This is a genomic window from Minwuia thermotolerans (assembly GCF_002924445.1).
GTDB classification, from domain to species: domain Bacteria; phylum Pseudomonadota; class Alphaproteobacteria; order Minwuiales; family Minwuiaceae; genus Minwuia; species Minwuia thermotolerans.
Window position 1 is genome coordinate 19443 of sequence record NZ_PIGG01000042.1, and the last position, 24002, is coordinate 43444.

Below are 24002 nucleotides of genomic sequence, written 5' to 3' on the forward strand. Positions count from 1 at the left end.
GCGATGCAACTGAAGGACAAGGTCGCGATCATCGCCGGGGCGGGTCAGACGCCGGGCGAGGGGATCGGCAACGGGCGCGCCACGGCGCTGGCCTTCGCGCGGGAGGGCGCGCGGCTGGTCCTGGCCAGCCGGACGAGGCAATCGCTGGAAGAAACCCGCGACATGGTTCGCGCCGAAGGCTTCGAGGCGGAGACGATCGCCGCCGACATCACCCGCGCCGAGGACTGCGCGGCCATGGCGGCGCGGGCGATGGAGCGGTTCGGGCGCATCGACGTGCTGCACAACAACGCCGCCGTCGGCGCCTTCGAGGGCGACACCGTGAAGATCGACCCGGCGGAATGGCGCCGTGTGCTGGACATCAACCTGACCGGCGCGGTGCTGGCCAGCCGGGCGGTGCTGCCGGCCATGCGGGCGCAGCAGGCCGGCTGCATCACCCATGTCGGTTCCATCGCCGCCGTCGCGTCCTATCCGATCATCGCCTACAAGGCGTCCAAGGCGGCGCTGAACGAGTTCACCAGGTGGCTCGCTTTCGAGAACGCGAAGTACAACATCCGCTGCAACGTGCTCCAGCTCGGGCTGATCGACACGCCGCTGGCCATCGAGGGCTATCACGCCGCCAGCGGCGCCCCGCGCGAGGAACTGCGCCGCCAGCGGGCCGCGCAGGTGCCGATGGGCCGCATGGGGACAGCCTGGGAATCCGCCGCCGTCGCGGTCTTCCTCGCCTCCGACGCGGCGTCCTATGTCAGCGGGGCCATCCTGCCTGTTGACGGGGCGATCGCGACGAAAGTGGGGTAGGGCGGCTGTCACATATGCGCGCCGTCGGGATGACGGGACGTGAATATCGTGCGAGACTTCGCGCATGAACAGGGACGGGACCGCGAAAGAGTCCGGAGCAACCGGGGTCGCGCGGGCGGACATTCCACTGGAACGCGATGTCTTCCTGCGTTCCCTGCTGCGCGAACTGGCCGGCACGCTGGAAGAGGTGGTGGGTCTGGAAGACGCGTCCGGCTATATCAGCATCGTCGGCGGCGCGATCGGGCGGCAGATCAACGACGATTACAGCCGCGCGCTCGGGGTGGAGCGGCTGTCGCGGGAACAGGTCGGCGAGGTGCTCGTCGACCTGAAGCGACGAATCCAGGGCGGTTTCCACATCCTCGAGATGACCGGGGACCGGATCGTGCTGGGCAACGACCGCTGTCCCTTCGGCGTCCATGTCGAGGGCCGGCCGTCGCTGTGCATGATGACCTCGAACGTCTTCGGCTACATCGCCGCCGAGAACACGGGCTACGCCCATGTGACGATCGAGGAGGCGATCGCCCGGGGCGATGCCGGCTGCCGGGTGGTGATCGACCTGAAGCCGCAGGACGAGCCCGGCGACGGTCGGGAGTATTTCGGCGGCGACCTGTGAACGCCGGGCCCACCATGGCGGAGTTGATGGAGTTCGCGGCCGAGCCGATCTTCTTCGTGGATGGCCGCGGCACGGTGCTCGACGCCAACAGCCGCGCCCTCGAAGTGCTGGCGGGGCTCGGCATCGGCGATGTCCTGCCCGATCGGATCGAAGGCGGTAGCGAGGCCTTCGACCGGATCATCCGGCGCAGCGCGCGCACCTCGTCGGCCCTGCCCTGCGGCATCGTCCTGAACGGCGGCACAGGGTCGGAACGATACAAGGCGGAATGCCGCCGCTTCGGCGGCGCGGACGCCGGTGCGCCCGTATTCGGGTTCCGCATCAGGGTCCGCGACGCCAACCGTTTCGCGGCGCTGAAGGACCGGATCGACGACCTCAATGACGAGGTCCGGGAACGGCGGCGCCTGCAACTGCGGCTCGAACAATCCCTGGAGGCCAACGAGCGCCTGCTGAAGGAACTTCAGCACCGGGTCAAGAACAACATCCAGATGCTGACCGCCCTGCTGGGCCAGCAGGCCCTGCGCGCCAACGATCCGCGGTTCCTGGAGCTGGTGGAGACCGCGCGGCAGCGCCTGCTGGCGATCGGGCGGGCGCACGAATTCATGTACAGGACCGGGCAGTTCGCCTTCGTGCCGGCCGCCGACTTCATCGGATCGCTGGTCGATCTGCTGAGGGAGAGTTTCGAAGGCGATGTCCGGATCGGGCTCGATCTGCACCACGGATGGCAGGTGCCGCACGAGCGGGCCAACACCCTGGCGCTGATCGTCAACGAACTGGTGGTCAACGCCTATCAGCACGGCCGGGTCGACGGGCGCTGCGCCATCGCCGTGTGTCTGGAGCGTACGTCCGATGCTCACCTGCTGACGGTGCGCGATGACGGTCCCGGATTTCCCAAGGACGTAGAGCGCTCCGGCTCTCTCGGCCTGGTGCTGGTGCGCGGCCTCTGCAACGACCTCGGCGGCCGTCTTGAGATGGTCAACGACGACGGCGCGGTGGCGCGGGTGCGCGTGCCGGTGGAGGAGGCGCCATGAGCGCCGTCCACCGTGACAGCACGGCCCCGGGCATGCCCTGGGCGAAACGGCCGCCGACGGTTTCCGCCGATCGCGAGAGCGGCGGCGTGGCCGGTGGAAACGGCGATTCGCTGCGGCTTCTGATCGTCGAGGATGACTTCCTTATCGCCATGGCCATCGAGGAGATCGCCCGCCGGGCCGGAATGAAGATCGTCGGGGTCGCCGCCAACCGCAGCGAGGCGCTGAAGCTTTGCGACGAGCGCCGCCCGGATCTTGCGACGATGGACATCCGGCTCTCCGACGGCGACAGCGGCGTGGTCGCCGCCCGCGAGCTGCATGACCGCCACGGCGTGCGCAGCCTGTTCGTCAGCGCCTTCAGCAATACCAACAGCCGCAAGGCGACCGAGGAAACGCGGCCGCTGGGCTGGATATCCAAGCCATTCACCTCGGGGCGGCTCATCTCGGCGCTCAACCGGGCGGCTCACGAGCTCAGGCGGCAATAGAACCCCGCCCGCCGCGACTTCTCCCCTCGCTTTCACCAGCTTGAAATGGTCCGGCGCGCCCCAACGTGGACGGATGATGACCGCGCTCGCCCGAAATGCGCGCCAGGCCAAACGGCACGTGGCGGCGCGGCAATCCAACTGACGCGGCTGCGTAGCGTAGAAGAAGAAGGACGTCAGGACATGGCCAGCAAGAACCACAACAGCATCGGCGTCATCGGCATGGATGAATTCAACAGCCGGTATCTGCTGAAGGATCTCCGCGACACCGATGACATCGAGTTCCATACCCTGCTCGACCGCGAGGAGATTTCGATCGTCGATTCCGGCTTTCCCTTCGAGGAGCGGCTGAACACGGCTCTGAAGCGCGCCCGCGACGTGGACGGCGGGATCGACGGCGTCGTCACCCACTGGGATTTTCCGTCCACGATGATCACCCCTCTGCTGGCGGACGAACTCGGCACGCCCTACGCCACGCCCGAGGCGGTGATGAAGTGCGAACACAAGCTGTGGTCCCGCCAGGAGGAAAAGAAGGTCACGAAGACGCCCGGCTTCTGCGGCTTCCATCCCTTCTCGGACGACCCTCTGGCGGAGATCGATCTCGACTATCCGTTCTGGGTGAAGCCCGTGGTGGGACATTCCTCGATGCTCGGCTTCGAAATTCGCAGCGGCGAGGATTTCGACGCCGCCCTGGCCGAGATCCGCGAGCACATCAGGGAACTGACCCGGCCCTTTCGCTATGCCCTGGAACACATTCCCCTGCCGGAAAAGCTGGCCGAACAGGGCGCCACGCTGTGCATCGCCGAGGAGATCATTTCCCGCGAGGACCAGTTCACGCTGGAAGGCTACGCCCATGACGGCCAGGTCGAGATCTACGGCGTGATCGATTCGATCCGGGAGCCCAACGGGCACACCTTCTCCCACTACCAGTACCCCACGCAGGCGGACCAGGCGGTGGTCGCGCGCATGGAGGACATAACGCGCAAGGTGATCACACAGTTCGGCTACACGGACAGTCCCTTCAACATCGAATTCTTCTACAATCCGGAGACCGACCATCTGCATCTGCTGGAGATCAACTCCCGCGTTTCCCAGTCCCATTCGGACCTTTTCCTGAAGGTGGACGGCCAGCCGAACCAGCAGATCGCCGTCGACCTGGCGCTTGGACGGACACCGCGGTGGCGGCGCGGCGCCGGCGCGTTCGACATGGCCGCAAAGTTCTTTCTGCGCTGCCACGAGGACGCCCGCGTCGAGGCCGTACCGACCGAGGCGATGCTGCAGCGTCTGGAACAGGAGATGCCGGACGTCCGGGTCGACATCGGTGTCGAGCCCGGCCAGAGGCTGAGCGAACTGCACGAACAGGAGAGCTACAGCTACGAGATCGCCGACCTGTTCATCGGCGGCCGCGACGCGAAGGAACTCGAAGAGAAGTACGAGGCCTGCAACCGCATCCTCCAGTTCGAATTCAGTCCCGCATAGACCGCGAGGACGGAGGGCAATCGCATGATGAACTACCGCGAGGATCTGCCCCACGAGGTGGAGGAGACCCGGCATGTGGTGATCGAGATGCCGGACGGCGTCCGGCTCTCGGCACGGCTGTGGCTGCCTGCAGGGGCGGAGAACCGGCCGGTGCCGGCGATCCTGGAGTACATCCCCTACCGCAAGAACGACCATACGGCGGTGCGGGATTCCATGATGCACGGCTACTTCGCCGGCCACGGCTACGCCTGCGTGCGCGTCGATCTGCGCGGCAGCGGAGATTCGGAAGGCATCCTGCGCGACGAATATCTGCAGAGCGAACTGGACGACGGCGTGCGCGTGCTCGATTGGATCGCCGCCCAGCCGTGGTGCGACGGCAATATCGGCATGATCGGCATTTCGTGGGGCGGCTTCAACGGCCTGCAGATCGCTGCCATGCGGCCCGACCCGCTCAAGGCCGTGATCACGGTCTGCTCCACCGACGACCGCTATGCCGACGACGTCCACTACATGGGCGGGTGTCTGCTGGGCGACAACATTTCCTGGGCCTCGCAGATGTTCGCCTACAACTCCATGCCGCCGGACCCGGAGCAGGTCGGCGACAAGTGGCGCGAGATGTGGCTGGAGCGGCTGGAGGCCAACGAGCCCTGGTTGATAACCTGGCTGCAGCATCAGCAGCGCGACGGCTACTGGCGCCACGGCTCGATCTGCGAGGACTGGTCGGATGTGCAGTGTCCGGTCATGGCCGTTTCCGGCTGGGCCGATGGCTATTCCAACGCGGTCTTTCGTCTGCTGTCCAACCTGGAGACGCCGCGGCTCGGCCTGGTCGGACCCTGGAGCCACAAATATCCCCATATCGGCGAGCCCGGCCCGGCCATCGGTTTCCTGCAGGAATGCATCCGCTGGTGGGACAAGTGGCTGAAGGGCGAGGAGAGCGGCATCATGGAAGAACCGATGCTGCGCGCCTGGATGCAGGATTCCATGCCGCCGACCACCAGCTACCGCCAGCGCCCCGGCCGCTGGGTCGCCGAGGACGGCTGGCCTTCGGCGAATGTCGAGGAGCGGGCGTGGCGGCTGATGCCGGGCTACCGGCTGCTGCCCCAGGACGATCTGCGGGAGGCCGATGGCCAGTACAATCCCGACGACAGGCCCTACATCTCGGTCGAGTCGCCGCTGAGCACGGGGCTGTTCGCGGGCAAGTGGTGTTCGTACGCCGCGACGCCGGATCTGCCCCATGACCAGCGCCAGGAAGACGGCGGCGCGCTGGTCTTCAACAGCCCGCGGCTGACGGAGAGCATCGAGATTCTGGGCGCGCCGGTGCTGGAGTTCGAGTTCGAATCGGACCGGCCGGTCGCCATGGTGGCGGTCCGCATTTCCGACATCCTGCCCGACGACAAGGCGACCCGTGTGAGCTATGGCGTGCGCAATCTGGCCCATTCGGACGACCACGCCGAGGTGCAGCCGATCGGTGCGGGGCGGCACCGCGTCCGCGTCAAGCTGAACCATATCGCCCAGCATTTCCCCGCCGGTCACCGCATCCGCGTCGCCATATCGACCAGCTACTGGCCGCTCGCCTGGCCGTCGCCGGAGCCGGTGAAACTGAAGGTATTCACCGACGCCTGCAGGTTGCTGCTGCCGGTGCGGCCCCCACGGGGGATCGACGAGGACGTCCACTTCGCCGCCGCCGAGGCTGCGCCTCCGATACCGACCGAGCAGAAGGGGGTCGAGGACCACAACTGGCACGTCATCTACGATCTGGCGCGGGACCAGTACCTGCTGCATGTTGTCGACGATGACGGGATCAAGCACATCGCCGACGCCGACATCGATTACATCGACCGGACCGAGGAGTGGTACGCCTCCATCGCCGACGAATTCGAATCGATCAGCGCCGAGGTCCGCGCCAGGCGCGGCCTGCGCCGCGGCGGCTGGCGTCCCCACACCACCACCCGGACGAAGCTCACCTGCACGGCCGAGCATTTCATCGTCACGGCCGAGCTCGACGCCTATGAGGACGATCAGCGGGTTTTCTCCCGCAACTGGCAGCGCCGTATCCCGCGTCACGGCGTCTGATCCGGACACGGCCCGGCGCTGCGGGCCCGCATGATGACCTGGCTCGCCATCGGGATACTGGTTCTGACCGCCGTGATCGGCGGACTGGCCGGCATGTCCGTGCGCGACCGCCGCCAGGACGCGGATCTTCGCCGCGCGCTGCTTCACGATCGGGCGTCCGCCGCGCCCGGGACATTCGATCCCGCCATCCTCGACGGTCTGCCGGAACCGGCGCGCCGCTTCTTCCGCTTCGCCATCGCCGAAGGCGCGCCGCTGTGGCGCGTCGCCGAGATCGAGATGGATGGCGAACTGGCGTTGGGTGAGCCCGGCCGGGCGAAGCCGATGCGGATGCGCGCACGCCAGACCCTCGCCGCGCCCGCCGGCTTCCTCTGGGAGGTCCGGGCCCGCCGCGGCCTGATGCGCCTCTCCGGTTCCGACGCGTTCGGTTTCGGCCGGAGCTGGAGCCGTTTCCGCCTGTTCGGCTTCCTGGCCGTGGCGCGGGCCGGCGGCACGGACGACCATGCCCGCTCCGCCTTCGGCCGGATGATCGCCGAGGCGCTGTTCTGGACGCCGGCGGCGCTGCTGCCCGGGCCGGGCACATGCTGGGAAGCGGCTGGTCCGGACACGGCGCGCGTCACCGTCGGCCACGGCGAACTGACGCAGGCCGTCGATGTCACCGTCGATGCAGAGGGCAGGCCCACCGACGTTCTGTTCCAGCGCTGGAGCGATGCCAACCCCGGGCGCGCCTTTCGCCTGCAGCCCTTCGGCGGCAAGCTGGCCGACTTCAGGGATTTCGGCGGCTTCCGGCTGCCGACGTCGGTCGAGGCGGGCAATTTCTACGGCACGCCCGACTATTTCCCCTTCTTCCGCGCCCGGGTGACCGGTGTGCGGTTTCCGCCGGACATGACGGACTGAGCCGCCGCGCCCGCCGGCACCTCAACCCCGTGTTAACGCCCGCCGGTGCAGGATCGTCTGTCACACAGGCGCAACAGACAGCGGTCCGGAAGGCGGAACAGGGCGGAAATGCCGGCAGCGAACACGATCTCCCTCATCGGCGACGGCAAGAACCTGGATCAGCGGATATGGCGCATCATCGCCGACCGCTTCCGGGTTTCCGTGCATACGCTGGAGAAGGTCGCGGAGCGTGAGCGGCTGGCCGACGGTTTGCACATCTTCTGCCTCTCCGATCTCCGCCGCCACATGTTCACGCTCGCGCGGGTGCTCGCCGCCAGTCCGGGCCGGGCGCTGTTCATTCTTGCCAATCCCACCGACGAGGACCGGGCGATCGCCCGCGAACTCGGTGCGCTGGGCCTGCTGAGCCAGTTCGCCAGCGAGGACGACATCGCCACCGCCGTGCGCCGCGCCGCCAACCGCTTCGTCGAGCGCGCCTGGTCCGAGATGAAGCCCGAGGAGGAAGCGGCGCTCCGCGCTTCGCTCGCCAGTTTCGACAAGGTCATGACCTCCGGCGCGGACGGGGAACCGCTGCCCCTGGATGAGGTCTTCGACGCCTGCGTCCGCATCCAGGGTGCGCTGGGCGTCTCCGACGTCAACCGCTGGCTCGGCGCCCTGGCGTCCCATCACGACAACACCTACCGCCACAGCATGTATGTCTGCGGCGCGCTCGCCTTCTTCGCCCGCGCTCTCGGCATCCGGGGCGAGGACCTGAAGGAGGTCACCGTCGGCGGTTTCCTGCACGACGCCGGCAAGTCGATGATCCCGCTGGCGATTCTCGACAAGCCGGGCAAGCTGGACGACGACGAATGGGCGGTCATGAAGCGCCATCCCGAGCATTCGCGCGAGATCCTGCTGCGCGAGAACGGCCTGAACCAGCGGGTCGTGCACATGGCCGTGCACCATCACGAACGCCTGGACGGCGCCGGCTACCCCGACCGTCTGGCGGCTGCGGATCTGGACGACCCGACGCGGCTCACTGCCATCGCCGACGTCTACGCCGCCCTGACCGAGGACCGGCCCTACAAGCGCGCCATGGCGCCCGAGGCGGCGCTGGACCTGATGAGCACCTTCAAGGGGCATCTGGATCTCGACCTCGTGCGCGTCTTCCGCGACTTCATGCTGGACCAGCGCGCCCGCCAGGTTTCCCTCGCCGCCACCGGATAGCCGACCCGGACTTGCGCGGGCGCGCCCGACGGCCCAACCTTCCCCGCTCGCGAGCCACAAGGGGGAGGAGGCCTGCCATGAGCGTCTACGATCTGAGCGTTACCGACGCGTTGCTGACCACCACGCGTGCGGTGCGCAAGCGTCTCGACTTCGACCGGACGGTGCCGGACGACGTCATCCGCGAATGCCTGGAACTGACCCTGCAGGCGCCGACGGGCTCCAACCGCCAGGGCTGGCGCTGGATCGTCGTCACCGACCGGGGAAAACGCGAACGGCTGGCGGAGATTTACCGCAAGGGCGCGGGAACCTATCTCGATCAGGGCTACGAGAGCGCGAAGGCCGCCGGCGAGGCGCAGGACAGCCGGGTGTTCGATTCAGCCCGCTATCTGGCCGAACGGCTGCAGGATGCACCGGTCCACGTCATCCCCTGCATCCGCGTCGACCACCTGCCGGAGAATCCGCCGCGGCGCGTCTGGGCGGGGCTGATGGGCTCGATCATGCCCGCGGTCTGGAGCTTCCAGCTCGCGCTCCGCGCCCGCGGCCTCGGCACCGTGCTGACCACGCTTCATCTCACGCACGAGGAAGAGGCGGCCGAACTGCTGGGCGTGCCCGACGGCATCATGCAGGTCGGCCTGCTGCCGGTGGCGTACACGCTGGGCACCGATTTCAAACCGGCGAAGCGCCCGCCGCTCGACACCATCCTGCACTGGAACCGGTGGGACGCGGAGCGCGACGGGCCGGGGAACTGGTAGGCCCGTGAGCGAGGAAACGCGTGCCGACATCGGCATTCTCGGCGCCGGCATTTCGGGCGTGCTCATGGGCATGCTCTACCGCCGCGCCGGCCTGGACGACTTCATCATCCACGAGAAGCTGCCCGACTACGGCGGAACCTGGCTGCGCAACACCTATCCGGGGCTCTGCTGCGACGTGCCCTCGCACCTCTACAGCTACAGCTTCGAGCCCAATCCGGACTGGTCCCGGCTCTACGCCAGCCAGCCGGAGATCCAGCGCTATGTCCGCGCCTGCGCCGAGCGCCACGGCCTGCCGGAGCGCACGCGCTTCCGCGCCGGCGTCGAGACCGCGCGCTTCGAGGAAGATTCGGGTACCTGGCTGCTGGAGGACGCCGAGGGGCGGCGCACGCGGCACCGGGTGCTGGTCGCCGCCACCGGCGGGCTGACGGCGCCGCGCTTCCCGAAGATCGGGGGCTATGACGACTTCGAAGGGGAGTTCTGGCATTCGGGCGGATGGCGCAGCGACGTCGACCTGGCGGGCAAGCGGGTCGCCGTCGTCGGCAGCGCGGCCAGCGCCGTGCAGGTCGTGCCCGAGGTCGCCCGCCGCGCGGCCCGTCTGACCGTCTTCCAGCGCTCGCCAAACTGGATCGTGCCCCGCGGCAACCGCCCCTACACCACGGCGGAAAAGGCCGCCTTCCGCGACCGGGCGGCGTGGCGGCGGCACTGGCGCGAGCTGCACCGCCGCTCGCTGCTGCTGCACCGGGTCTTCCATCGCCGGCCGGACGCCCAGACCGAGTTGCGCCGGCTCTGCCTGGAGCCCATGCGCGCGGCCATCGCCGACCCGGCGATCCGCGAGGCGCTGACGCCCGATTACGAGCCCGGCTGCAAGCGCATCCTGTTCTCCGACGACTACTACCCGGCGCTGGCCTGCGACCACGTGACCCTGGCGCCGCGCGGCGTGAAGGGGCTCTCGCGGCAGGGCGTGGTCGACGCCGCGGGCGAGGAGCACCCGGCCGACATCGTCATCTTCTGCACCGGTTACCGCCTCGGCGGGCGGGAGGACGGCAGCCCGGCGGTCGAGGTCTACGGCAGGGACGGGCGGCGTCTCGCCGACGCCATCGGGGAGCGGCCCGAGGCCTGGCGCGGCGTCTCCACGCCCGGCTTCCCGAACCATTTCACCGTCTGCGGCATCAACGGCGTCGCCGCCTATACCTCCCTCTTCGCCTCGGCCGAGATCAACGGCGCCTATATCGTCCGCATGACCCGCCGGGCGCTGGAGACGCCGGGCGGCTGGATCGACATCGACCCGGAGGCCACCGCGGCCTACGCCGCGGGACTGCAGGACCGGCTGCAGCGGATGAGCTGGGCCGGCGACTGCACCAATTTCTACAAGGACGCGAAGGGCCGGATCCTGTCCTTCTATCCCGGCACCCTGGGCGAGATGCGCCGCCGCGCGGAGGCGGACGACGGCGGGAGTTATCGCGTGGCGGGAGGCTGAGGCGCCAGGCGCCGCCCCGAGATTCATCGATTTTCCGGAAATCTGGTAGCGGGGGAGGGATTCGAACCCCCGACACGCGGATTATGATTCAAATTTTTCGCTGAATTTCATTGAACATTTCGCCACCTTATCGATCTCATAAGCTATTAATATAAAAAGAAAAAATGAAATCAGGTGCTCATAGGTGAACATAAATGGATTTTGCAGAGCGGCCAATTTCTGTTACCTATACGTTACCTAAAGCGAGATATCCTAGTGTCGCCCCGAAGCCCGAAGGAACGCCAAGCGATGCCCAAGCGAAACCTCAATGCGGCAGTGGTCAAGCGCCTGAAACCGCCGGCCAGCGGACAGGAAGATAATTTCGACAAGGGTTACCCCGGCCTCGCCCTGCGGATTTCCTATGGGGGGCGGAAAACCTGGGTGTTCTTCTATCGTCTGCATGACAAGCAACGGCGGATGAAGCTCGGCAGCTGGCCTGCCATGTCGGTAGCAGAGGCGCGACAGGCCTGGCGGGATGCACGAAACGAGGTGGAAGCCGGCAAGGATCCCGCCGCCGAGAAGCTTGAGGCCCGGCGCCGGGAGCCCGACACTGTTGAACGGGTGGGGGAGCAGTTCATCGAAAAATGGCACCGGCCCCGAAACCGGACAGCCGATGAGGTCGCCCGGATGCTCGAACGCCATGTCTATCCGGTCATCGGTCACCGGGAGATCGGGGACATCGGGCGACGCGACATCCTCGACGTTCTCGACAAGGCGGAAGCGCGGGGTCTGTCCGTTGGCGTGAACAGGGTATTGGCGAATGTCCGGCGGCTGTTCGCATGGGCTGTCGAGCGGGGACTGATAGAGACCTCACCGGTGACCGGGGTCAAACCACCGGCGAAGGAACAGGCGCGGGACCGAGTACTGACGGACTATGAGCTACGCGCGTTTCTCGTGGCGTGCGACAAGGCTGGTCCCCCTTTCGGCGCGGTCTTCAGGCTATTGCTTCTCACCGCCCAACGACGCGACGAGGTCGTCTCGGCGGCATGGTCGGAATTCGATCTGCGTGAGAAGCTGTGGCGTCTGCCCGGCGAGCGGACCAAGAACGGCAAACCCCATGATGTGCCATTGAGCCAGGCAGCTGTCGAATTGATCGCCGGGCTTGATAGCAGGGATCATTCGGCCCTGCTGTTTCCGGCATGGTTCGCCCGCGACGGTCAAAGCGAGCAGAAGGAGCGGCCGGTATCCGGGTTCGGCCGCGCGAAAAACCGGGTCGACGCAGCAATGCTCGCCGAACTCCGGCGTATGGCGGAGAAACGTGGCGACGATCCTGCAAAAATCGCACTCATGCCCTGGCGCATTCACGATCTGAGACGCACAGCGGCCTCCGGGATGGCGCGCCTTGGCGTTGGTATTCATGTCGTCGAGAAGCTTCTGAACCATACAAGCGGGACATTCGGCGGCATCGTCGCCGTGTACCAGCGTCACGATTTCGCAGACGAGAAACGAGCCGCGGTGGAAGCCTGGGCCGAGTTCATCGCGACCCTGAGTAGCAAGTCCATTCAAGAGCTCGCGTCAGAAGCTGCGGATTGATATCATCGCGGCACCCGTGGGTATTGTCGTAACCAGGGGCATCGCGATGCTTCTCCATCAAGGAGCATCGTGATGAGGATACTGTCGAAGCGTCAGCTGAAGGAGCTGGTTCTGTACTCGCCGCAACATGTCGCGCGGCTGGAAAAGGCCGGGAAGTTCCCCAAGCGGGTCCAGATCGGTCCGAACAGAGTGGGATGGGTTGAGGACGAAGTGCTTGACTGGCTTCAGGAACGGCTGAACCGCCGGGACGAACCTGTCCGACACTCCTGAATGCAGGAGCGGGACGGCCGGGCGTGCACAGCCCGGCCGTCCTTCATTTCTGTTGAAGGAGCGTCCGAGGCGCTGATTTCGCGCGAACATGGACGCGGAGCCGCAAGACACGGAACTGAAGGGCGCCCCACCATGGGAGCGGTCCGGCAGAGACATTGGAGGACGCAGAGGATCGTTCTCGCCCGCTCCAGATTTCCTGGTGCGTCCTGGTACCGAAGGGTCGCGACGCCTTGCGGCAGACCCGCGTATCATGCCTCGATTCATGGCCCGCCCCGGTGAGCACTGGCCCAGGCAGTCCGACCTCGACCAGCGAAATGATGTTGCGGAATCAGATCGCTCATTCTAGTTAACCAGTCTCAACTCCGTGGTCGGGAATCCGGGGTTTCGAAGGGCGCTTTGTGTCGGCTTCGCAACCCCATTGTGTCAGACGGGGTGACAGCCAGACATCCCAACCCCCGAGACACGATGGCGGGCAGGGTTGTTGGAGAGAAATCGAATCCTCCCGGGAGGCCGCTGTGAAAAACAAGGGAAGGCGACCCTATTCTGGACTGCCGCATCTGGATCTGAATTCGTCTATTCTTTTGGCGCGCGGCGTCCTGCGGGAGAAAGATTCGGCGACGCCACATGAGTTTGCGGAGTTTCTGAACCAGGAGAGTTTCAATAGCGGGACGCGTCTCCGGATTGCCGCGACCAGACATTTCGGTCTCACGACAACCGCAATGAATTTGGTCAAGATCACGCCGCTTGGCCGGGCGCTCATTGAAAACGATCCAGATGTGGAAAAACTGCAGGTCGCTTTCCTGAATCCGCCCCTGTTTCTGACGGCTGCCGCGCATTTCACCGATACGCCGGTTCCGATCGACAATGCGGCGCTGGAAGAATATCTGATCCAGATTGGCGTACGGCCAAGCATGGTGTCCCGCGCAAGATATGTTTTCCTGAAATCTGCGCAACAGGCCGGACTCATGAAGGCCCGGGGCGACAAGCTGGCGTTTGTCGGTGAGGCCGCGGGTCTCCTGAACTCGGCGCCGGATCGGCAGTTCAACCCTGCCAGAATCGAGGAGCGCAAGAAGTCGACGCAGTATTTCGATGCGACACTGAGCATGTTTCCCGGAACGGAAAACGTATCGATTGACAGGTACTACGAGTGGCTCAGACTTGTTGTCGACGGCATAAATTTCCAGATTTCCGAAGATGAGAACAGGCGGATACAGGTCACGATTTCTCGCCCGGCGCCGCCGGACTCGTAATTCCGGGCGCGCCCGACCTCCGGTCCCGGCGCCCGGCGGCTTGGACGATGCAGCCGGAGAAGGTGGTCGGGCAGGGATCGGATCCCCGATCGTGCCATGATGCTCCACAATCCTCGATCATCATGCTGTTGCGGTCGACAAGTGGGTCGACCGACGACGTCGCGTAGCCCGGCGAGGAGTCGGGGCCGGCGGAGGGCCTGGCTCGCAGGGCACGGTCAGCTTGAAGTCCATGCGTGCTTCAGATCGGCAATGTCTCACTTGACGTGGGCGTCGCGCGATGTCGATAAGAAAGCCAGGAGGGCAGGCGGACATATGACCATTGCTTCGTCACGGGAGCGTTCGGGCTCGGTCACCTGGCGTTGCTCGCCCCGCCGTTCTACAGTCGCATTCATCTTTTTGCGTGTTGTCGCGACGGAGGCGTGATCCTTGGCCAGAATATACGCGCGCACGAATTATATCGCCCATGACATCACGCCGGGGAAGCTCTACCCGGTTCGCGAGGACGACGGCCACAAGTTCACAATCGTTGACGACTCCGGACGCGAACTGGCCTGCCACTGGCGCGGCTGTGCGCATCTTGGCCGCGAGGACTGGGAACGCTTCGAAACGGATGACCCGCGAGCCCGTGCATCCGTCGACGAGAAAGTTAACAATCTGGCAATGTTTACCGACTTTGACCCGCAGATCGACGAGCTGAAGATGGTTGTCCGGGAGAATGCGGCGCGTGTCACGGAGCTGCAGCTGCTGAACCTCGATCTTCTGCATGCGCTGCGCCGGGCCCGAATCGCCCTCGGACCGTTTCACAACCACAAGGATCCGACCTTGCTGGCCGAGATCGATGCGGCGATAGCCGCAGCGGAGGACGCTGGTCCGGACCGTTGAGTGCCGGCCGCGCCAGGCGGCGTCCATCGGCGCTTCGCACCGCGCACCGGCGAGGCCAACTTCGGCTCAAATCAAAGTTGCGGATCGAGGGGCCGTGGCAATCGAGCGGCGGCCCCAGGGTTGTCGTGGCGGGGCATGCCTGCTTGCAGCGCGATGGGCGGTGGCCTACCAGAGGGCAGGCGTTTCCCGGCGCCCCGATCGGGGCCAACGGATCGCGTACGCCATGCGTAATCTGGAAAGATGTGTCGGTCGACAGGGCCGGCCGGGACAAGGAGAGCAAGCGGATGAACATCGAGGACCTGGTCCTGAGCTACGACTTCGAAAGGGAAGCGTTCAAGGTGCAGGGTCCGGACGGCGAGAAACCCATTGCTGCAGAGACCGCCGCGGCCCTTGCCCAGTTGCAGTCGCTGGAGATGATCCGGCGGGTGGCGAAGACGATGGAGCGGCTGGGGTTCGCGCTCGATTGAGGGGAGGCCAGGGCCTTGGGGTCAAGCCAGCGGCGCCATCATGAGGCGCACGGCATATCGCTCAGGCCAGAAGCGTGATCGACGCGCCTTTTCGGGCGGCTGAAGGCAAGTGTAGAACCGGTGTGCCGGCGCGCCGGAGCGGAAGCGGGTTTCGTGATCTGCATCTGCACCATGCGAGGCGCGCATGGTATGTCGGTCGGGGCCGGATCGGGGCGGTTGGGGCACATCGATGCATGTCGTGATGACCGTGAATGCGGCCTGGAATATCTGGAATTTCCGCCGGGATCTGGTGGCCGCACTCCTGGCGGAAGGGCACGATATCACGGTGGCGGCGCCGCCCGATGACAGTGTCGCCGAGCTCGAGGCGCTGGGGTGCCGGTTTATCCCGTTGAAGATGAGTGCTCAAAGTCTGAGCCCCGTCGAAGGGATGAAGCTCCGCGCCCAGTACAAGGATCTGTTCCGCAGCCAGCGCCCCGACATCGTGCTGAGCTACACCATCAAGAACAACATCTTCGGCGCCATGGCGGCCCGGGCCTGCCGGGTGCCTTTCATTCCCAACGTCACGGGGCTGGGCACCGCTTTCCTGTCAGGCGGTATCCTTCAGTTCGTGGCAGAGGGTCTCTACCGCCAGGCGTTCAGCCAGTTGCCCGTCGTGTTTTTCCAGAACCGGGACGACCGGGACCTCTTTCTCGCCCGGGGGATTATCCGTGCGGATCAGGCCCGCCTGCTGCCCGGTTCCGGGATCGATCTCCGGCGGTTTGCCGCCGCCGCCTACGCGGACGACGCGGAAGCGACGATTTTCCTGATGATCGGCCGATTGCTGAGAGACAAGGGGGTGAGGGAATTCGTCGACGCCGCGCGCATGGTCCGCCGCCATCGGCCCGATGCGCAGTTCCGCTTGCTTGGCGCCGTCGACGCGGCCAATCGGACCGCCATCGATCGCGAGACCGTGGCGCGCTGGGAGCGGGAAGGCGTGGTCGAATATCTCGGCGTGCAGCCGGATGTGCGCCCGTCGATCGCCGCCGCCCATTGCGTGGTCCTGCCCTCCTACCGCGAAGGCGCCCCCCGGACCCTGATCGAGGCCGCCGCGATGGCGCGTCCCCTGATCGCGACGGACGTGCCGGGCTGCCGGGACGTGGTCGATCATGGCAACACCGGATTTCTGTGTGAGCCAGGCGACGCCGCAAGCCTTGCCGCCGCCTGCCAGACCTTTCTGTCCCTGCCGCGGGAGACGAGAGCGGCGATGGGGCGGGCGGGCCGGGCCAGGATGGCCGCGGCGTTCGATCAGACGATTGTGCTGGACGCCTATCGGAAGGCGATGGCCGAGATGACCGCAGGATAGCAGGGCGATGGATACGGTCTTCTTTATCGCGTCCAAGCTGGTGGGTCTGCTGATCCGGGTCGACAGCTGGATCGTGCTGGCCCTGGCGCTCATCGTGATCGCGCTGTTCATGGAATGGCGCCGTCTGGCCAAGGTCCTGGCGGTCGGCACGATCACTGTTCTGCTGGCCCTCTCGATCCTGCCCTTGGGCGACTTGCTGCTTCGGCCGCTGGAGAGCGCCTATGCACCGGCGCCGCAGCTCGACCGGGTGGATGGCATCATCGTCCTGGGCGGCGGGGAGGACGCCGCGGCGTCCCGCTTCTGGGGTCAGGCGCAGGTCAATGAGGGCGGCGACCGTTTTCTCGCTGCCCTGTCGCTGGCGCATCGTTTTCCTGACGCCGTTGTGCTTTTCGCCGGCGGCAGCGGCCGGCTCCGCGATACCGCCGGCGGCGCCGGGGCGACGGAAGCCGATGTCGCCGCGCAGATCTTCCGCGCCCAGGGCCTGGCGCCGGATCGCCTGCTGCTGGAGAGCCGCTCGCGCAACACGGCGGAAAATGCGCGCCTGAGCCATGCGCTGGCGCAGCCGGAGGCGGACGAGGTCTGGGTGCTGGTGACCAGCGCCTTCCATATGCCCCGGGCGATGGCGAGTTTCCGGGCGGCCGGCTGGGAGGGGCTTGTCGCCTATCCGGTCGATTATCGCACAAGCGGCTTCGCCGACGGCCTCGAATGGGAACCGGCCGGCCATATCGAGACGCTCAACACGGCGATCAAGGCATGGGTCGGGCTGATCGCCTATCGCCTCGCCGGCCGCTGAATTCAGGCGAGGCGGAGCTTGTCGGCGGCCACCGTCATGCGCGTCTTGCGTCCCATGAGATCGAGCAACACGAAGACCCGGTTGTCGGGGGCCAGTTTCTCGACGGTGGCGACAAAGTCCGCAAAAGGCCCGCGGGCAATCCGCACCGCGTCGCCGGGCGCGAGCGTGCTGGGGGGCTGGAACTTGCCTTCTCTGTCGCAGCGCGCCATCAGGCCATCGACCAGCTCGGACGGCACCGGCGCCGGGCTCCGCCCGAAACTGACCAGGCGGGCGACGCCGGTGGTCGAATTGACCTTGCGCCAGAGGCCGTGGTCTGGATCGAAGGCGATGAAGATGTAGCCGGGGAACAAGGGCCGCAGCAGGGTCAGGAACTTCCCCCGCTGGCGCCGGGTCTCTTCCTGCATGGGCAGGAAATAGCGGAAGCCCTGGCGGTCCAGATTGCGTCTCGCAAGCTTGTGGCCGTTCGGCTTCAGCTGCGCCAGGAACCAGCGCGACCCCTCGTCGGTATCTGTCATGGAACGCTCCGATACACCCTCACAGCGATCTGATATCGATTTCCGAGGCTGTGGGAAAGCCGAATGTTCATTTTTGAACAGTCGGCGGCGAGGCGACGGATCGGGCCTGCGGTGGCTTTCCGGCGGCGCGCCGGGGTGATTGATGCCAGGGGCCGCACGGGGAGCCAGATATGATGTTCGCGGCGCTTGCGTTCGCTCACGGCGATCCGTATCGTTCATCTTCGAACGAATGCAGTTGCGTCACCGCCCATTCTTGCGCGAGCCAGACCGTGATCGGCATAGAGCCAGTCGCGGTGCGGTAGCCTGCGCGATTTCTCCGGCCGCTCTCGCGGGAGAGAGCTGATACCGGGCCGGCGGGACGATCTCCAGGAAGATGTGCACTTCCGTATTCTCAGACTCTTGCAGGCCAATCCGGAGATGAGCCAGCGCGAGATGTCCGATGCCCTGGGTGTCAGCTTAGGGGGCGTGAACTACTGTCTCAAGGCGCTGCTTGAGAAGGGGCTGGTGAAGCTGGGCAATTTCTCCGCTGCGCCCGACAAGCGCCGCTACGCCTATATCCTGACGCGCAAGGGCGTGCTCGAGAAGGCCCGGCTGACGCGGCGCTTCCTGAAGCGCAAGATGGCCGAGTACGAGGCGCTGAAGGCCGAGATCGAGACCGTGCGCGCGGAGATGGACATCGACGCCGAGCTGGCGCCGCAGCCCTCTCGGGATGCATGAGCGCGGCCGGGCGCTATGGCCGGGGCCATCGGCCCGTGGGGCGAGGCGGGGCTTCCGGGGCCGCATCCTTCCGCCGGTTCGTTACGTTATCGGGCATTTGGAGGGGGGCGCGTCATGAGGCTGGCGACCGAGTGGTCGTCGATCCCGCCCGGAGACGCCGGGTTTGCTGAAGTTCACTTGAGTGAAACAGGTGCCCGAGACGTATCAGCGAATGGTCGGCCCTGACTGGTATGAGCTCTGACCTGGTATGAGTTTAAGACGAGCATCACGGATGCCGTCGGTATTCCCGCGGATGCGTTCCATCTGCCTCTCGGGCTTGTCGTCTATCTTGTCGTGGCTTGGCTCTTGCGCCGCTTCCGATGGGGGCCGGTCTGGGCGCTTCTGCCGGTGGTTCTTCTCCAGGGGCTCAACGAGGCGCTCGACGCGAGGGATTGGCGTCAATGGACCGGATCGGTGTCATGGGCAGAGGCAGTGGTCGACACATTGGCGACAATTGCTCTGCCGGTCGTTGTGGCGGTGGTCTGGATGCTGAGGCGCACGCGGAAAAATTGATCAAGGTTGGGATCTAAAGGAAGGCATGAGACGGTGAGTGCCAGTGGCGGAATACCGGACTCATACATGGGACCCCCATCGCGCGGGGCTCAAACGCGATTCGACCCTCTCTGTCTTCAGTCTCGTCTCCGATGCCCTCGACACAGTGCCTGAAGGCTGGTGAGAACTGTTGTCAACGCGCTGTCCAACGACAAAGCGATTAAAATGTTCATGCACCGGCTCAGCAGCGTGAAGGCCTTTGGCCGGCCCGCATATCTGGGCAAGGAACGTTCAGCTTTGGGGATTGGAGTCGATCTTCTATTCGCAGATATCGCTATGACGTCAGCGGGTGTCGAGGTGTGCGCTTGAGCCTGGCGGTTGACGGGTTGCAGCGCGTGGAAGGCGTCCGGCTGGCGATCCGTCTCGTGGAGCCGAGTGATGCCGCATATATTCATGGCTTGAGAACCGATCCGGCATACAACACCCACCTTTCCAAGGTTTCGGGGACGGTCGATGACCAGCGCGCCTGGATTGAGTCCTACAAGGGGCGGGAGGCGGAGGGCCGCGAATATTACTATGTGATCGAGCGTCTCGCCGACGGAATGCTATGCGGCGTTGTTCGCCTCTACGACATCCGGGAAGAGAGCTTCACCTGGGGCAGCTGGATCCTCGACGAGAACAAGCCCCGCAAGGCCGCATTGGAGAGCGCGTTGCTTTCCTTCGGGGTCGGGTTCGATCATCTTGGCCTGCCGACGGCGTTGATCGACGTACGGCGCGACAATCACCGGGCGCTGGACTTCTACCGGCGCCTTGGAATGAAGGAAACCGGTGCTGACGATGTTGATATTTATTTCTCGTACTCTGAGGACCGATATTTTCAGGATCGAGAGCTATTCATGGCCACTGTGCGAGAGGCAGGCGCTGCATGAGCCTTGGCAACCAACTCTCCCCGGGTATGGCTCAACTGATAGACCTCCCGGTAGTCACGGATCCAAGAGGCGATCTTACATTTGTCGAAGGCGGTAATCACGTACCCTTTGACATCGCCAGGGTCTATTATCTCTACAATGTCCCGGTTGATGCGGAGCGCGGAGGCCACGCCCATAGGCAGCTTCAACAGGTCGTCTTCGCATTGTCAGGGAGTTTCCGTCTCAGGGTCGATGATGGTAAGGCGCGCGAAGAATACTGGTTGCGAGACCCACGGCAGGGCGCCTTCATAAATCGGTTGATCTGGCGCGAAATGGACCGCTTCAGCCAGGGTGCGGTCTGCATGGTTCTCGCCTCGCACCCTTATGACGAGACGGACTACATTCGCGACTACGACGAATTTCTCCAGGCGGCGGCGCGGGCGCGTGTCCGATGATCCCCTTCCTTGATCTGAAAGCGGCGTACTGCGAACTCAAGCCCGAGATCGACGCAGCGATCCACCGTGTGCTCGAGTCCGGCTGGTACATCCTCGGGCCGGAGGCCGAGGCTTTCGAGGCCGAATGGGCTGAGTATTGTGGCGCAGCCCACGCGGTCGGCCTGGCCAACGGGCTGGATGCGTTGACCCTGGCGCTTCGAGCCTTGGAGGTCGGGTCGGGGGATGAGGTGATCGTGCCCTCGAACACCTATATCGCGACATGGCTGGCCGTCAGCGCCGTCGGCGCTCGGCCCGTACCGGTCGAGCCCGACCCCGCGACGTACAACATCGATCCCGACCGGATCGTGGCGGCGATCACGCCTGCCACAAGGGTCCTCCTGCCGGTCCACCTCTACGGTCAGCCGGCCGATCTCGACCCGATTCTGACTCTCGCGCGGAAACATGAGCTGGCCGTGGTCGAGGACGCCGCCCAGGCCCATGGCGCGCGCTACAAGGGACGGCGGATTGGATCTCATGGTGATGTCGTCTGCTGGAGCTTCTATCCTGGCAAGAACCTCGGCGCACTCGGTGATGCTGGGGCCGTCACCACGGATCGCGCTGACCTGGCCGACCGCATTCGGGTTCTGCGCAATTACGGCTCACGCCGAAAATACGTGAACGAAGCGGCCGGCGTAAATTCGCGACTTGATCCCCTTCAGGCCGCGGTGCTGCGGGTGAAGCTGAAGGTGCTGGACGAGTGGACCGAACGCCGCCGCGCTGTTGCCACGGCCTATGCGGAGGGGCTGCGGGGCAGCGGCCTCACCCTGCCATATGCGCCCGACTGGGCCGAGCCTGTCTGGCACCTGTACGTGGTGCGCAGCGAGGCGCGGGACGCACTGCAGGAACGTCTGACGAACGCGGGCATCGACACGCTGATCCACTACCCGATTCCGCCGCATATGCAAGGAGCCTATGCCGAACTGAAGATGGCCCCCGAGGCAATGCCGCTGGCCCGCGATCTTGCGGACAAACTGCTGAGCCTCCCGATGGGACCACATCTTGGCACCGCACGGGCGCGTTCTGTGGTTTCCATGCTGACCGCCATGAAAGTGGCTAAAGAGAACCCGGGCCGATGAAGTTCCTGGATCTCCTATCGCGATTGGCTGGGTACCGAGCGCGGCTTAGATATGAGATCTGGTGCCGCAAGCAGCGACTCTTCGGACGGGTAGTTGTGCATGGTCCAAAAGGAGTACTTGGGCGCAATGTTAGGGTACTGGGAGGCGTGGCAATGGACCTTGGGGCGCGGGTCGGTATCCGGGAGAACGTTATAATTGGCGGATATGGGCACTTTATCGTTGGGAACGATACGGCGATCAACGAAGGCTGCATCATCACAGCAATGGAGAAGGTAGAGATAGGCGCAAACGTCATGCTGGCACCGCGAGTCTACCTCCTCGACGTTGACCACCGGTTTGAACGCCGCGACATTCCAATTTCGAAGCAGGGCTATTTGGTGCGTCCCGTCAGGATCGAGGACGATGTCTGGATCGGGACAGGGGCAGTTATCACCAAAGGTGTCACGATCGGCCGGGGCGCGATCATTGGTGCCAACAGTGTGGTCACCCGCGATGTGCCCGCCTACGCAATCGCGGCTGGCGTACCGGCGATGGTGGTCAAAGGGCGCCCCGAATGACTTTTGACCTCCGCGACACGCTCCCCGTTCCAATGCGCAACTCAAATTGTCCGAGCCGGGCACGCAGGACAAGTCGCTGACGATGTCTGCAGAGCACAAAGACTCGTTTCGCACGATCCTACGATCGTCCTCGATCATTGGTGGCTCAACGCTGATCAACATCTTTTTCAGTCTGATAAAGATGAAGGTCGCTGCCTTGCTGCTCGGTCCGGTTGGGGTTGGCCTCATTGGTACCTACCAGAATCTAATCCAGACTGCTTCGATCTTGGCGGGACTGGGGTTCGATGGAGCGGGTACACGTCAAGTCGCCGCCGCGCGAGTTGAAGAAGGGAGCAAAAGGCTCGCACTTAGTCGCCTTTCACTCTTATGGGGATCGATGGGTCTGGCCATAGCTGGAGGCGTGGTCTTCTGGCTGCTCAGCGACTCGATTGCGCATCTGGTTTTTGGCGACTCGCAGGCGGCGGGCGACATCACCTGGCTTGCCCTTGGTGTGGCCCTGAGCGTCGCCGCTGCATCGCAACTGGCCTATCTCAAGGGCATGCGAATGATCGGCGACTTAGCGCGCGTAAATATCATTACTGGCTTTATTGCCACAGTGTTGGGAATTATTGCGATTTTCCTATGGCGGAATTCTGGCGTTACGGTATTAGTGTTGCTCGTGCCATTGACTACTTTCGTTACAGGATATTATTTCGTCGCCCGCGCTAACCGAACTCTCGCAAAGATACCGCGGCCAGCGTGCATCGAGCTGGCGGCCGAATTTCGTGGCCTCACATTACTCGGCATCGCGTTTATGCTAAGTGCTCTGGCCATGACGGGCGCTGAACTTGCGGTGCGCAGCATGGTGCAGCAACGATTGGGGGAAGAGGCGCTAGGACAGTTCCAAGCCTCGTGGTCGATCGGAATGATCTACCTCGCCGTCATCCTTGGCGCGTTAGCAACTGACTACTACCCGCGCCTGACCGGTATCATCAACGACAGGCAGGCGGCGAACCGCACTATAAACCAACAATCCGAAGCTGTGCTGCTTCTATGCGCGCCATTGCTTTTGGGGGTGCTTTCGCTTGCGCCTTGGGTGGTTCGCCTTCTCTATTCTGTAGAATTCGTACCTGCGGTGGATATCCTGCATTGGCAGTTGCTCGGGGATACGCTGAAGATCCTCAATCTGCCCTTAGGCTATGTCGTCATTGCTAAAGGAGCGGGTCGAATCTATATCGTCATTCAAGCCCTTGGGGCCGGGACGTTAGTCGGTATCACCTATCTTGGCCTTCCGTGGATAGGAGTCGCCGCTACTGGCGTGGCCTTTATTGCGATGTACGTCGTCGTTCTTCCGCTGAATCTGATCGCGGCGCGCTACTGGCTTGGGTTCCGATGGTCGCGCTCGGTCAAATTGCAGGCCTCTGTACTGACTCTGGGGGCCGTCACGCTTGTGGCACTCGGTAATGTTTCAGATTTGGCCGCTGCTATTGCAGGCGTGCCCTTGTCTATCGCATTTGCAGGCTACGCGCTCCTTCGGCTCAGCCGGGTGGCGGATGTTGGTGGGCCGGTCGCGCGGTTCATCAGGTTGTCGCGTTCGATACGGAACAGGATAGCTTAGCGAGTCCTAGTGGAGCGAATCTAACTCTTGGTGCCCGCGTTTGACGGCTTCGATGATCCTGTCGGGATCGGCGGTCCAGACGAACGGCCTGGGCTTCTGTTTGTGCTCGGCAACGAAGCGATTGATGGCGGCTTGGAGGTCGACCAGCGAATGGAACACGCCGCGCTTCAGGCGGCGCTTGCTGAGCCGCGCGAAGAAGCCTTCCACGGCGTTCAGCCAGGAACAGGAGGTCGGCGTG

24 protein-coding genes and 1 pseudogene are annotated in these 24002 nt (G+C 64.7%); 23 read left to right on the plus strand and 2 right to left on the minus strand.

Annotation, left to right across the window (positions count from 1 at the left end):
- Nucleotides 1-3 precede the first annotated feature (3 nt).
- From CWC60_RS13980 to CWC60_RS14060, 17 genes are all read left to right on the plus strand, one after another.
- The gene (locus CWC60_RS13980) at nt 4-795 is read left to right on the plus strand and encodes an SDR family NAD(P)-dependent oxidoreductase (protein WP_109794565.1); all 792 of its coding nucleotides are present in this window, start codon (nt 4-6) and stop codon (nt 793-795) included.
- A 64-nt stretch (nt 796-859) separates the two neighbouring features.
- Nucleotides 860-1408 carry a methanogen output domain 1-containing protein gene (locus CWC60_RS13985; RefSeq protein WP_109794566.1) on the plus strand — a complete coding sequence of 183 codons (549 nt, stop codon included), beginning with the start codon at nt 860-862 and terminating at the stop codon, nt 1406-1408.
- Nucleotides 1405-2436: a sensor histidine kinase gene (locus CWC60_RS13990; protein ID WP_125182788.1), complete on the plus strand. Its 1032-nt coding sequence runs from the start codon at nt 1405-1407 to the stop codon at nt 2434-2436. The genes CWC60_RS13985 and CWC60_RS13990 overlap by 4 nt, the downstream gene beginning before the upstream one ends.
- Entirely contained in the window at nt 2433-2918 is a 486-nt protein-coding gene (locus CWC60_RS13995; RefSeq protein ID WP_109794568.1) for a response regulator, read from the plus strand. The genes CWC60_RS13990 and CWC60_RS13995 overlap by 4 nt, the downstream gene beginning before the upstream one ends.
- Before the next feature lie 180 nt (nt 2919-3098).
- Nucleotides 3099-4394, plus strand: coding sequence for an ATP-grasp domain-containing protein (locus CWC60_RS14000; protein WP_164516548.1), 1296 nt, complete (start codon nt 3099-3101; stop codon nt 4392-4394).
- Nucleotides 4395-4421: 27 nt separating this feature from the next.
- On the plus strand, nt 4422-6467 hold the full coding sequence (locus CWC60_RS14005) for a CocE/NonD family hydrolase (protein WP_109794587.1): 2046 nt from the start codon (nt 4422-4424) through the stop codon (nt 6465-6467).
- A 30-nt stretch (nt 6468-6497) separates the two neighbouring features.
- Nucleotides 6498-7361 carry a DUF6544 family protein gene (locus CWC60_RS14010; RefSeq protein ID WP_206419936.1) on the plus strand — a complete coding sequence of 288 codons (864 nt, stop codon included), beginning with the start codon at nt 6498-6500 and terminating at the stop codon, nt 7359-7361.
- Between the two features lie 108 nt (nt 7362-7469).
- Nucleotides 7470-8564, plus strand: a complete 1095-nt coding sequence (locus tag CWC60_RS14015) for an HD-GYP domain-containing protein (RefSeq protein ID WP_109794570.1) — start codon at nt 7470-7472, stop codon at nt 8562-8564.
- A gap of 77 nt (nt 8565-8641) precedes the next feature.
- Nucleotides 8642-9316: a nitroreductase family protein gene (locus CWC60_RS14020; RefSeq protein WP_109794571.1), complete on the plus strand. Its 675-nt coding sequence runs from the start codon at nt 8642-8644 to the stop codon at nt 9314-9316.
- A 4-nt stretch (nt 9317-9320) separates the two neighbouring features.
- On the plus strand, nt 9321-10793 hold the full coding sequence (locus tag CWC60_RS14025) for a flavin-containing monooxygenase (RefSeq protein ID WP_109794572.1): 1473 nt from the start codon (nt 9321-9323) through the stop codon (nt 10791-10793).
- A gap of 288 nt (nt 10794-11081) precedes the next feature.
- Entirely contained in the window at nt 11082-12365 is a 1284-nt protein-coding gene (locus CWC60_RS14030; RefSeq protein ID WP_109794573.1) for a tyrosine-type recombinase/integrase, read from the plus strand.
- A gap of 72 nt (nt 12366-12437) precedes the next feature.
- Complete coding sequence (locus CWC60_RS14035; RefSeq protein ID WP_109794574.1) at nt 12438-12635, plus strand: helix-turn-helix transcriptional regulator; 198 nt, start codon at nt 12438-12440, stop codon at nt 12633-12635.
- 515 nt (nt 12636-13150) lie between these two features.
- Nucleotides 13151-13885: a hypothetical protein gene (locus CWC60_RS14040; RefSeq protein ID WP_125182789.1), complete on the plus strand. Its 735-nt coding sequence runs from the start codon at nt 13151-13153 to the stop codon at nt 13883-13885.
- A 426-nt stretch (nt 13886-14311) separates the two neighbouring features.
- Nucleotides 14312-14767 carry a hypothetical protein gene (locus tag CWC60_RS14045; protein ID WP_109794576.1) on the plus strand — a complete coding sequence of 152 codons (456 nt, stop codon included), beginning with the start codon at nt 14312-14314 and terminating at the stop codon, nt 14765-14767.
- 284 nt (nt 14768-15051) lie between these two features.
- On the plus strand, nt 15052-15234 hold the full coding sequence (locus CWC60_RS14050; RefSeq protein WP_125182790.1) for a hypothetical protein: 183 nt from the start codon (nt 15052-15054) through the stop codon (nt 15232-15234).
- 241 nt (nt 15235-15475) lie between these two features.
- Nucleotides 15476-16576, plus strand: coding sequence for a glycosyltransferase family 4 protein (locus tag CWC60_RS14055; protein WP_206419937.1), 1101 nt, complete (start codon nt 15476-15478; stop codon nt 16574-16576).
- Between the two features lie 7 nt (nt 16577-16583).
- The gene (locus CWC60_RS14060; protein ID WP_109794579.1) at nt 16584-17369 is read left to right on the plus strand and encodes a YdcF family protein; all 786 of its coding nucleotides are present in this window, start codon (nt 16584-16586) and stop codon (nt 17367-17369) included.
- 2 nt (nt 17370-17371) lie between these two features.
- On the opposite strand, the gene nusG is transcribed toward CWC60_RS14060, so the two are convergent.
- A complete protein-coding gene (gene nusG / locus CWC60_RS14065; RefSeq protein ID WP_109794580.1) occupies nt 17372-17884 on the minus strand; it encodes a transcription termination/antitermination protein NusG in 513 nt (170 codons plus the stop codon).
- Nucleotides 17885-18259: 375 nt separating this feature from the next.
- Between nusG and CWC60_RS14070 the strand changes: the two genes are divergently transcribed.
- From CWC60_RS14070 to CWC60_RS14095, 6 genes are all read left to right on the plus strand, one after another.
- Complete coding sequence (locus CWC60_RS14070) at nt 18260-18601, plus strand: MarR family EPS-associated transcriptional regulator (protein ID WP_206419938.1); 342 nt, start codon at nt 18260-18262, stop codon at nt 18599-18601.
- A gap of 896 nt (nt 18602-19497) precedes the next feature.
- A complete protein-coding gene (locus CWC60_RS14075) occupies nt 19498-20061 on the plus strand; it encodes a GNAT family N-acetyltransferase (RefSeq protein ID WP_206419939.1) in 564 nt (187 codons plus the stop codon).
- The gene (locus CWC60_RS14080; RefSeq protein ID WP_109794582.1) at nt 20058-20495 is read left to right on the plus strand and encodes a sugar 3,4-ketoisomerase; all 438 of its coding nucleotides are present in this window, start codon (nt 20058-20060) and stop codon (nt 20493-20495) included. The genes CWC60_RS14075 and CWC60_RS14080 overlap by 4 nt, the downstream gene beginning before the upstream one ends.
- Nucleotides 20492-21610: a DegT/DnrJ/EryC1/StrS family aminotransferase gene (locus CWC60_RS14085; protein ID WP_109794583.1), complete on the plus strand. Its 1119-nt coding sequence runs from the start codon at nt 20492-20494 to the stop codon at nt 21608-21610. The genes CWC60_RS14080 and CWC60_RS14085 overlap by 4 nt, the downstream gene beginning before the upstream one ends.
- Nucleotides 21611-21762: 152 nt before the next feature.
- A complete protein-coding gene (locus CWC60_RS24295; RefSeq protein WP_277422331.1) occupies nt 21763-22167 on the plus strand; it encodes an acyltransferase in 405 nt (134 codons plus the stop codon).
- Between the two features lie 46 nt (nt 22168-22213).
- Entirely contained in the window at nt 22214-23764 is a 1551-nt protein-coding gene (locus CWC60_RS14095; protein ID WP_109794584.1) for an O-antigen translocase, read from the plus strand.
- 6 nt (nt 23765-23770) lie between these two features.
- On the opposite strand, the pseudogene CWC60_RS14100 reads toward CWC60_RS14095, so the two are convergent.
- Nucleotides 23771-24002 (minus strand): annotated as a pseudogene (locus CWC60_RS14100) (IS630 family transposase); the annotation flags it as partial.

Coding starts and splice junctions, on each gene's coding strand:
- CWC60_RS14050 (WP_125182790.1), top strand. CDS start 15,052: ATGAACATCGAGGACCTGGTCCTGAGCTACGACTTCGAAAGGGAAGCG.
- CWC60_RS13980 (WP_109794565.1), top strand. CDS start 4: ATGCAACTGAAGGACAAGGTCGCGATCATCGCCGGGGCGGGTCAGACG.
- CWC60_RS13985 (WP_109794566.1), top strand. CDS start 860: ATGAACAGGGACGGGACCGCGAAAGAGTCCGGAGCAACCGGGGTCGCG.
- CWC60_RS14055 (WP_206419937.1), top strand. CDS start 15,476: ATGACCGTGAATGCGGCCTGGAATATCTGGAATTTCCGCCGGGATCTG.
- CWC60_RS14000 (WP_164516548.1), top strand. CDS start 3,099: ATGGCCAGCAAGAACCACAACAGCATCGGCGTCATCGGCATGGATGAA.
- CWC60_RS13995 (WP_109794568.1), top strand. CDS start 2,433: ATGAGCGCCGTCCACCGTGACAGCACGGCCCCGGGCATGCCCTGGGCG.
- CWC60_RS14080 (WP_109794582.1), top strand. CDS start 20,058: ATGAGCCTTGGCAACCAACTCTCCCCGGGTATGGCTCAACTGATAGAC.
- CWC60_RS14020 (WP_109794571.1), top strand. CDS start 8,642: ATGAGCGTCTACGATCTGAGCGTTACCGACGCGTTGCTGACCACCACG.
- CWC60_RS14085 (WP_109794583.1), top strand. CDS start 20,492: ATGATCCCCTTCCTTGATCTGAAAGCGGCGTACTGCGAACTCAAGCCC.
- CWC60_RS14005 (WP_109794587.1), top strand. CDS start 4,422: ATGAACTACCGCGAGGATCTGCCCCACGAGGTGGAGGAGACCCGGCAT.
- CWC60_RS24295 (WP_277422331.1), top strand. CDS start 21,763: ATGGACCTTGGGGCGCGGGTCGGTATCCGGGAGAACGTTATAATTGGC.
- CWC60_RS14010 (WP_206419936.1), top strand. CDS start 6,498: ATGATGACCTGGCTCGCCATCGGGATACTGGTTCTGACCGCCGTGATC.
- CWC60_RS14030 (WP_109794573.1), top strand. CDS start 11,082: ATGCCCAAGCGAAACCTCAATGCGGCAGTGGTCAAGCGCCTGAAACCG.
- CWC60_RS14015 (WP_109794570.1), top strand. CDS start 7,470: ATGCCGGCAGCGAACACGATCTCCCTCATCGGCGACGGCAAGAACCTG.
- CWC60_RS14035 (WP_109794574.1), top strand. CDS start 12,438: ATGAGGATACTGTCGAAGCGTCAGCTGAAGGAGCTGGTTCTGTACTCG.
- CWC60_RS14060 (WP_109794579.1), top strand. CDS start 16,584: ATGGATACGGTCTTCTTTATCGCGTCCAAGCTGGTGGGTCTGCTGATC.
- nusG (WP_109794580.1), bottom strand. CDS start 17,884: ATGACAGATACCGACGAGGGGTCGCGCTGGTTCCTGGCGCAGCTGAAG.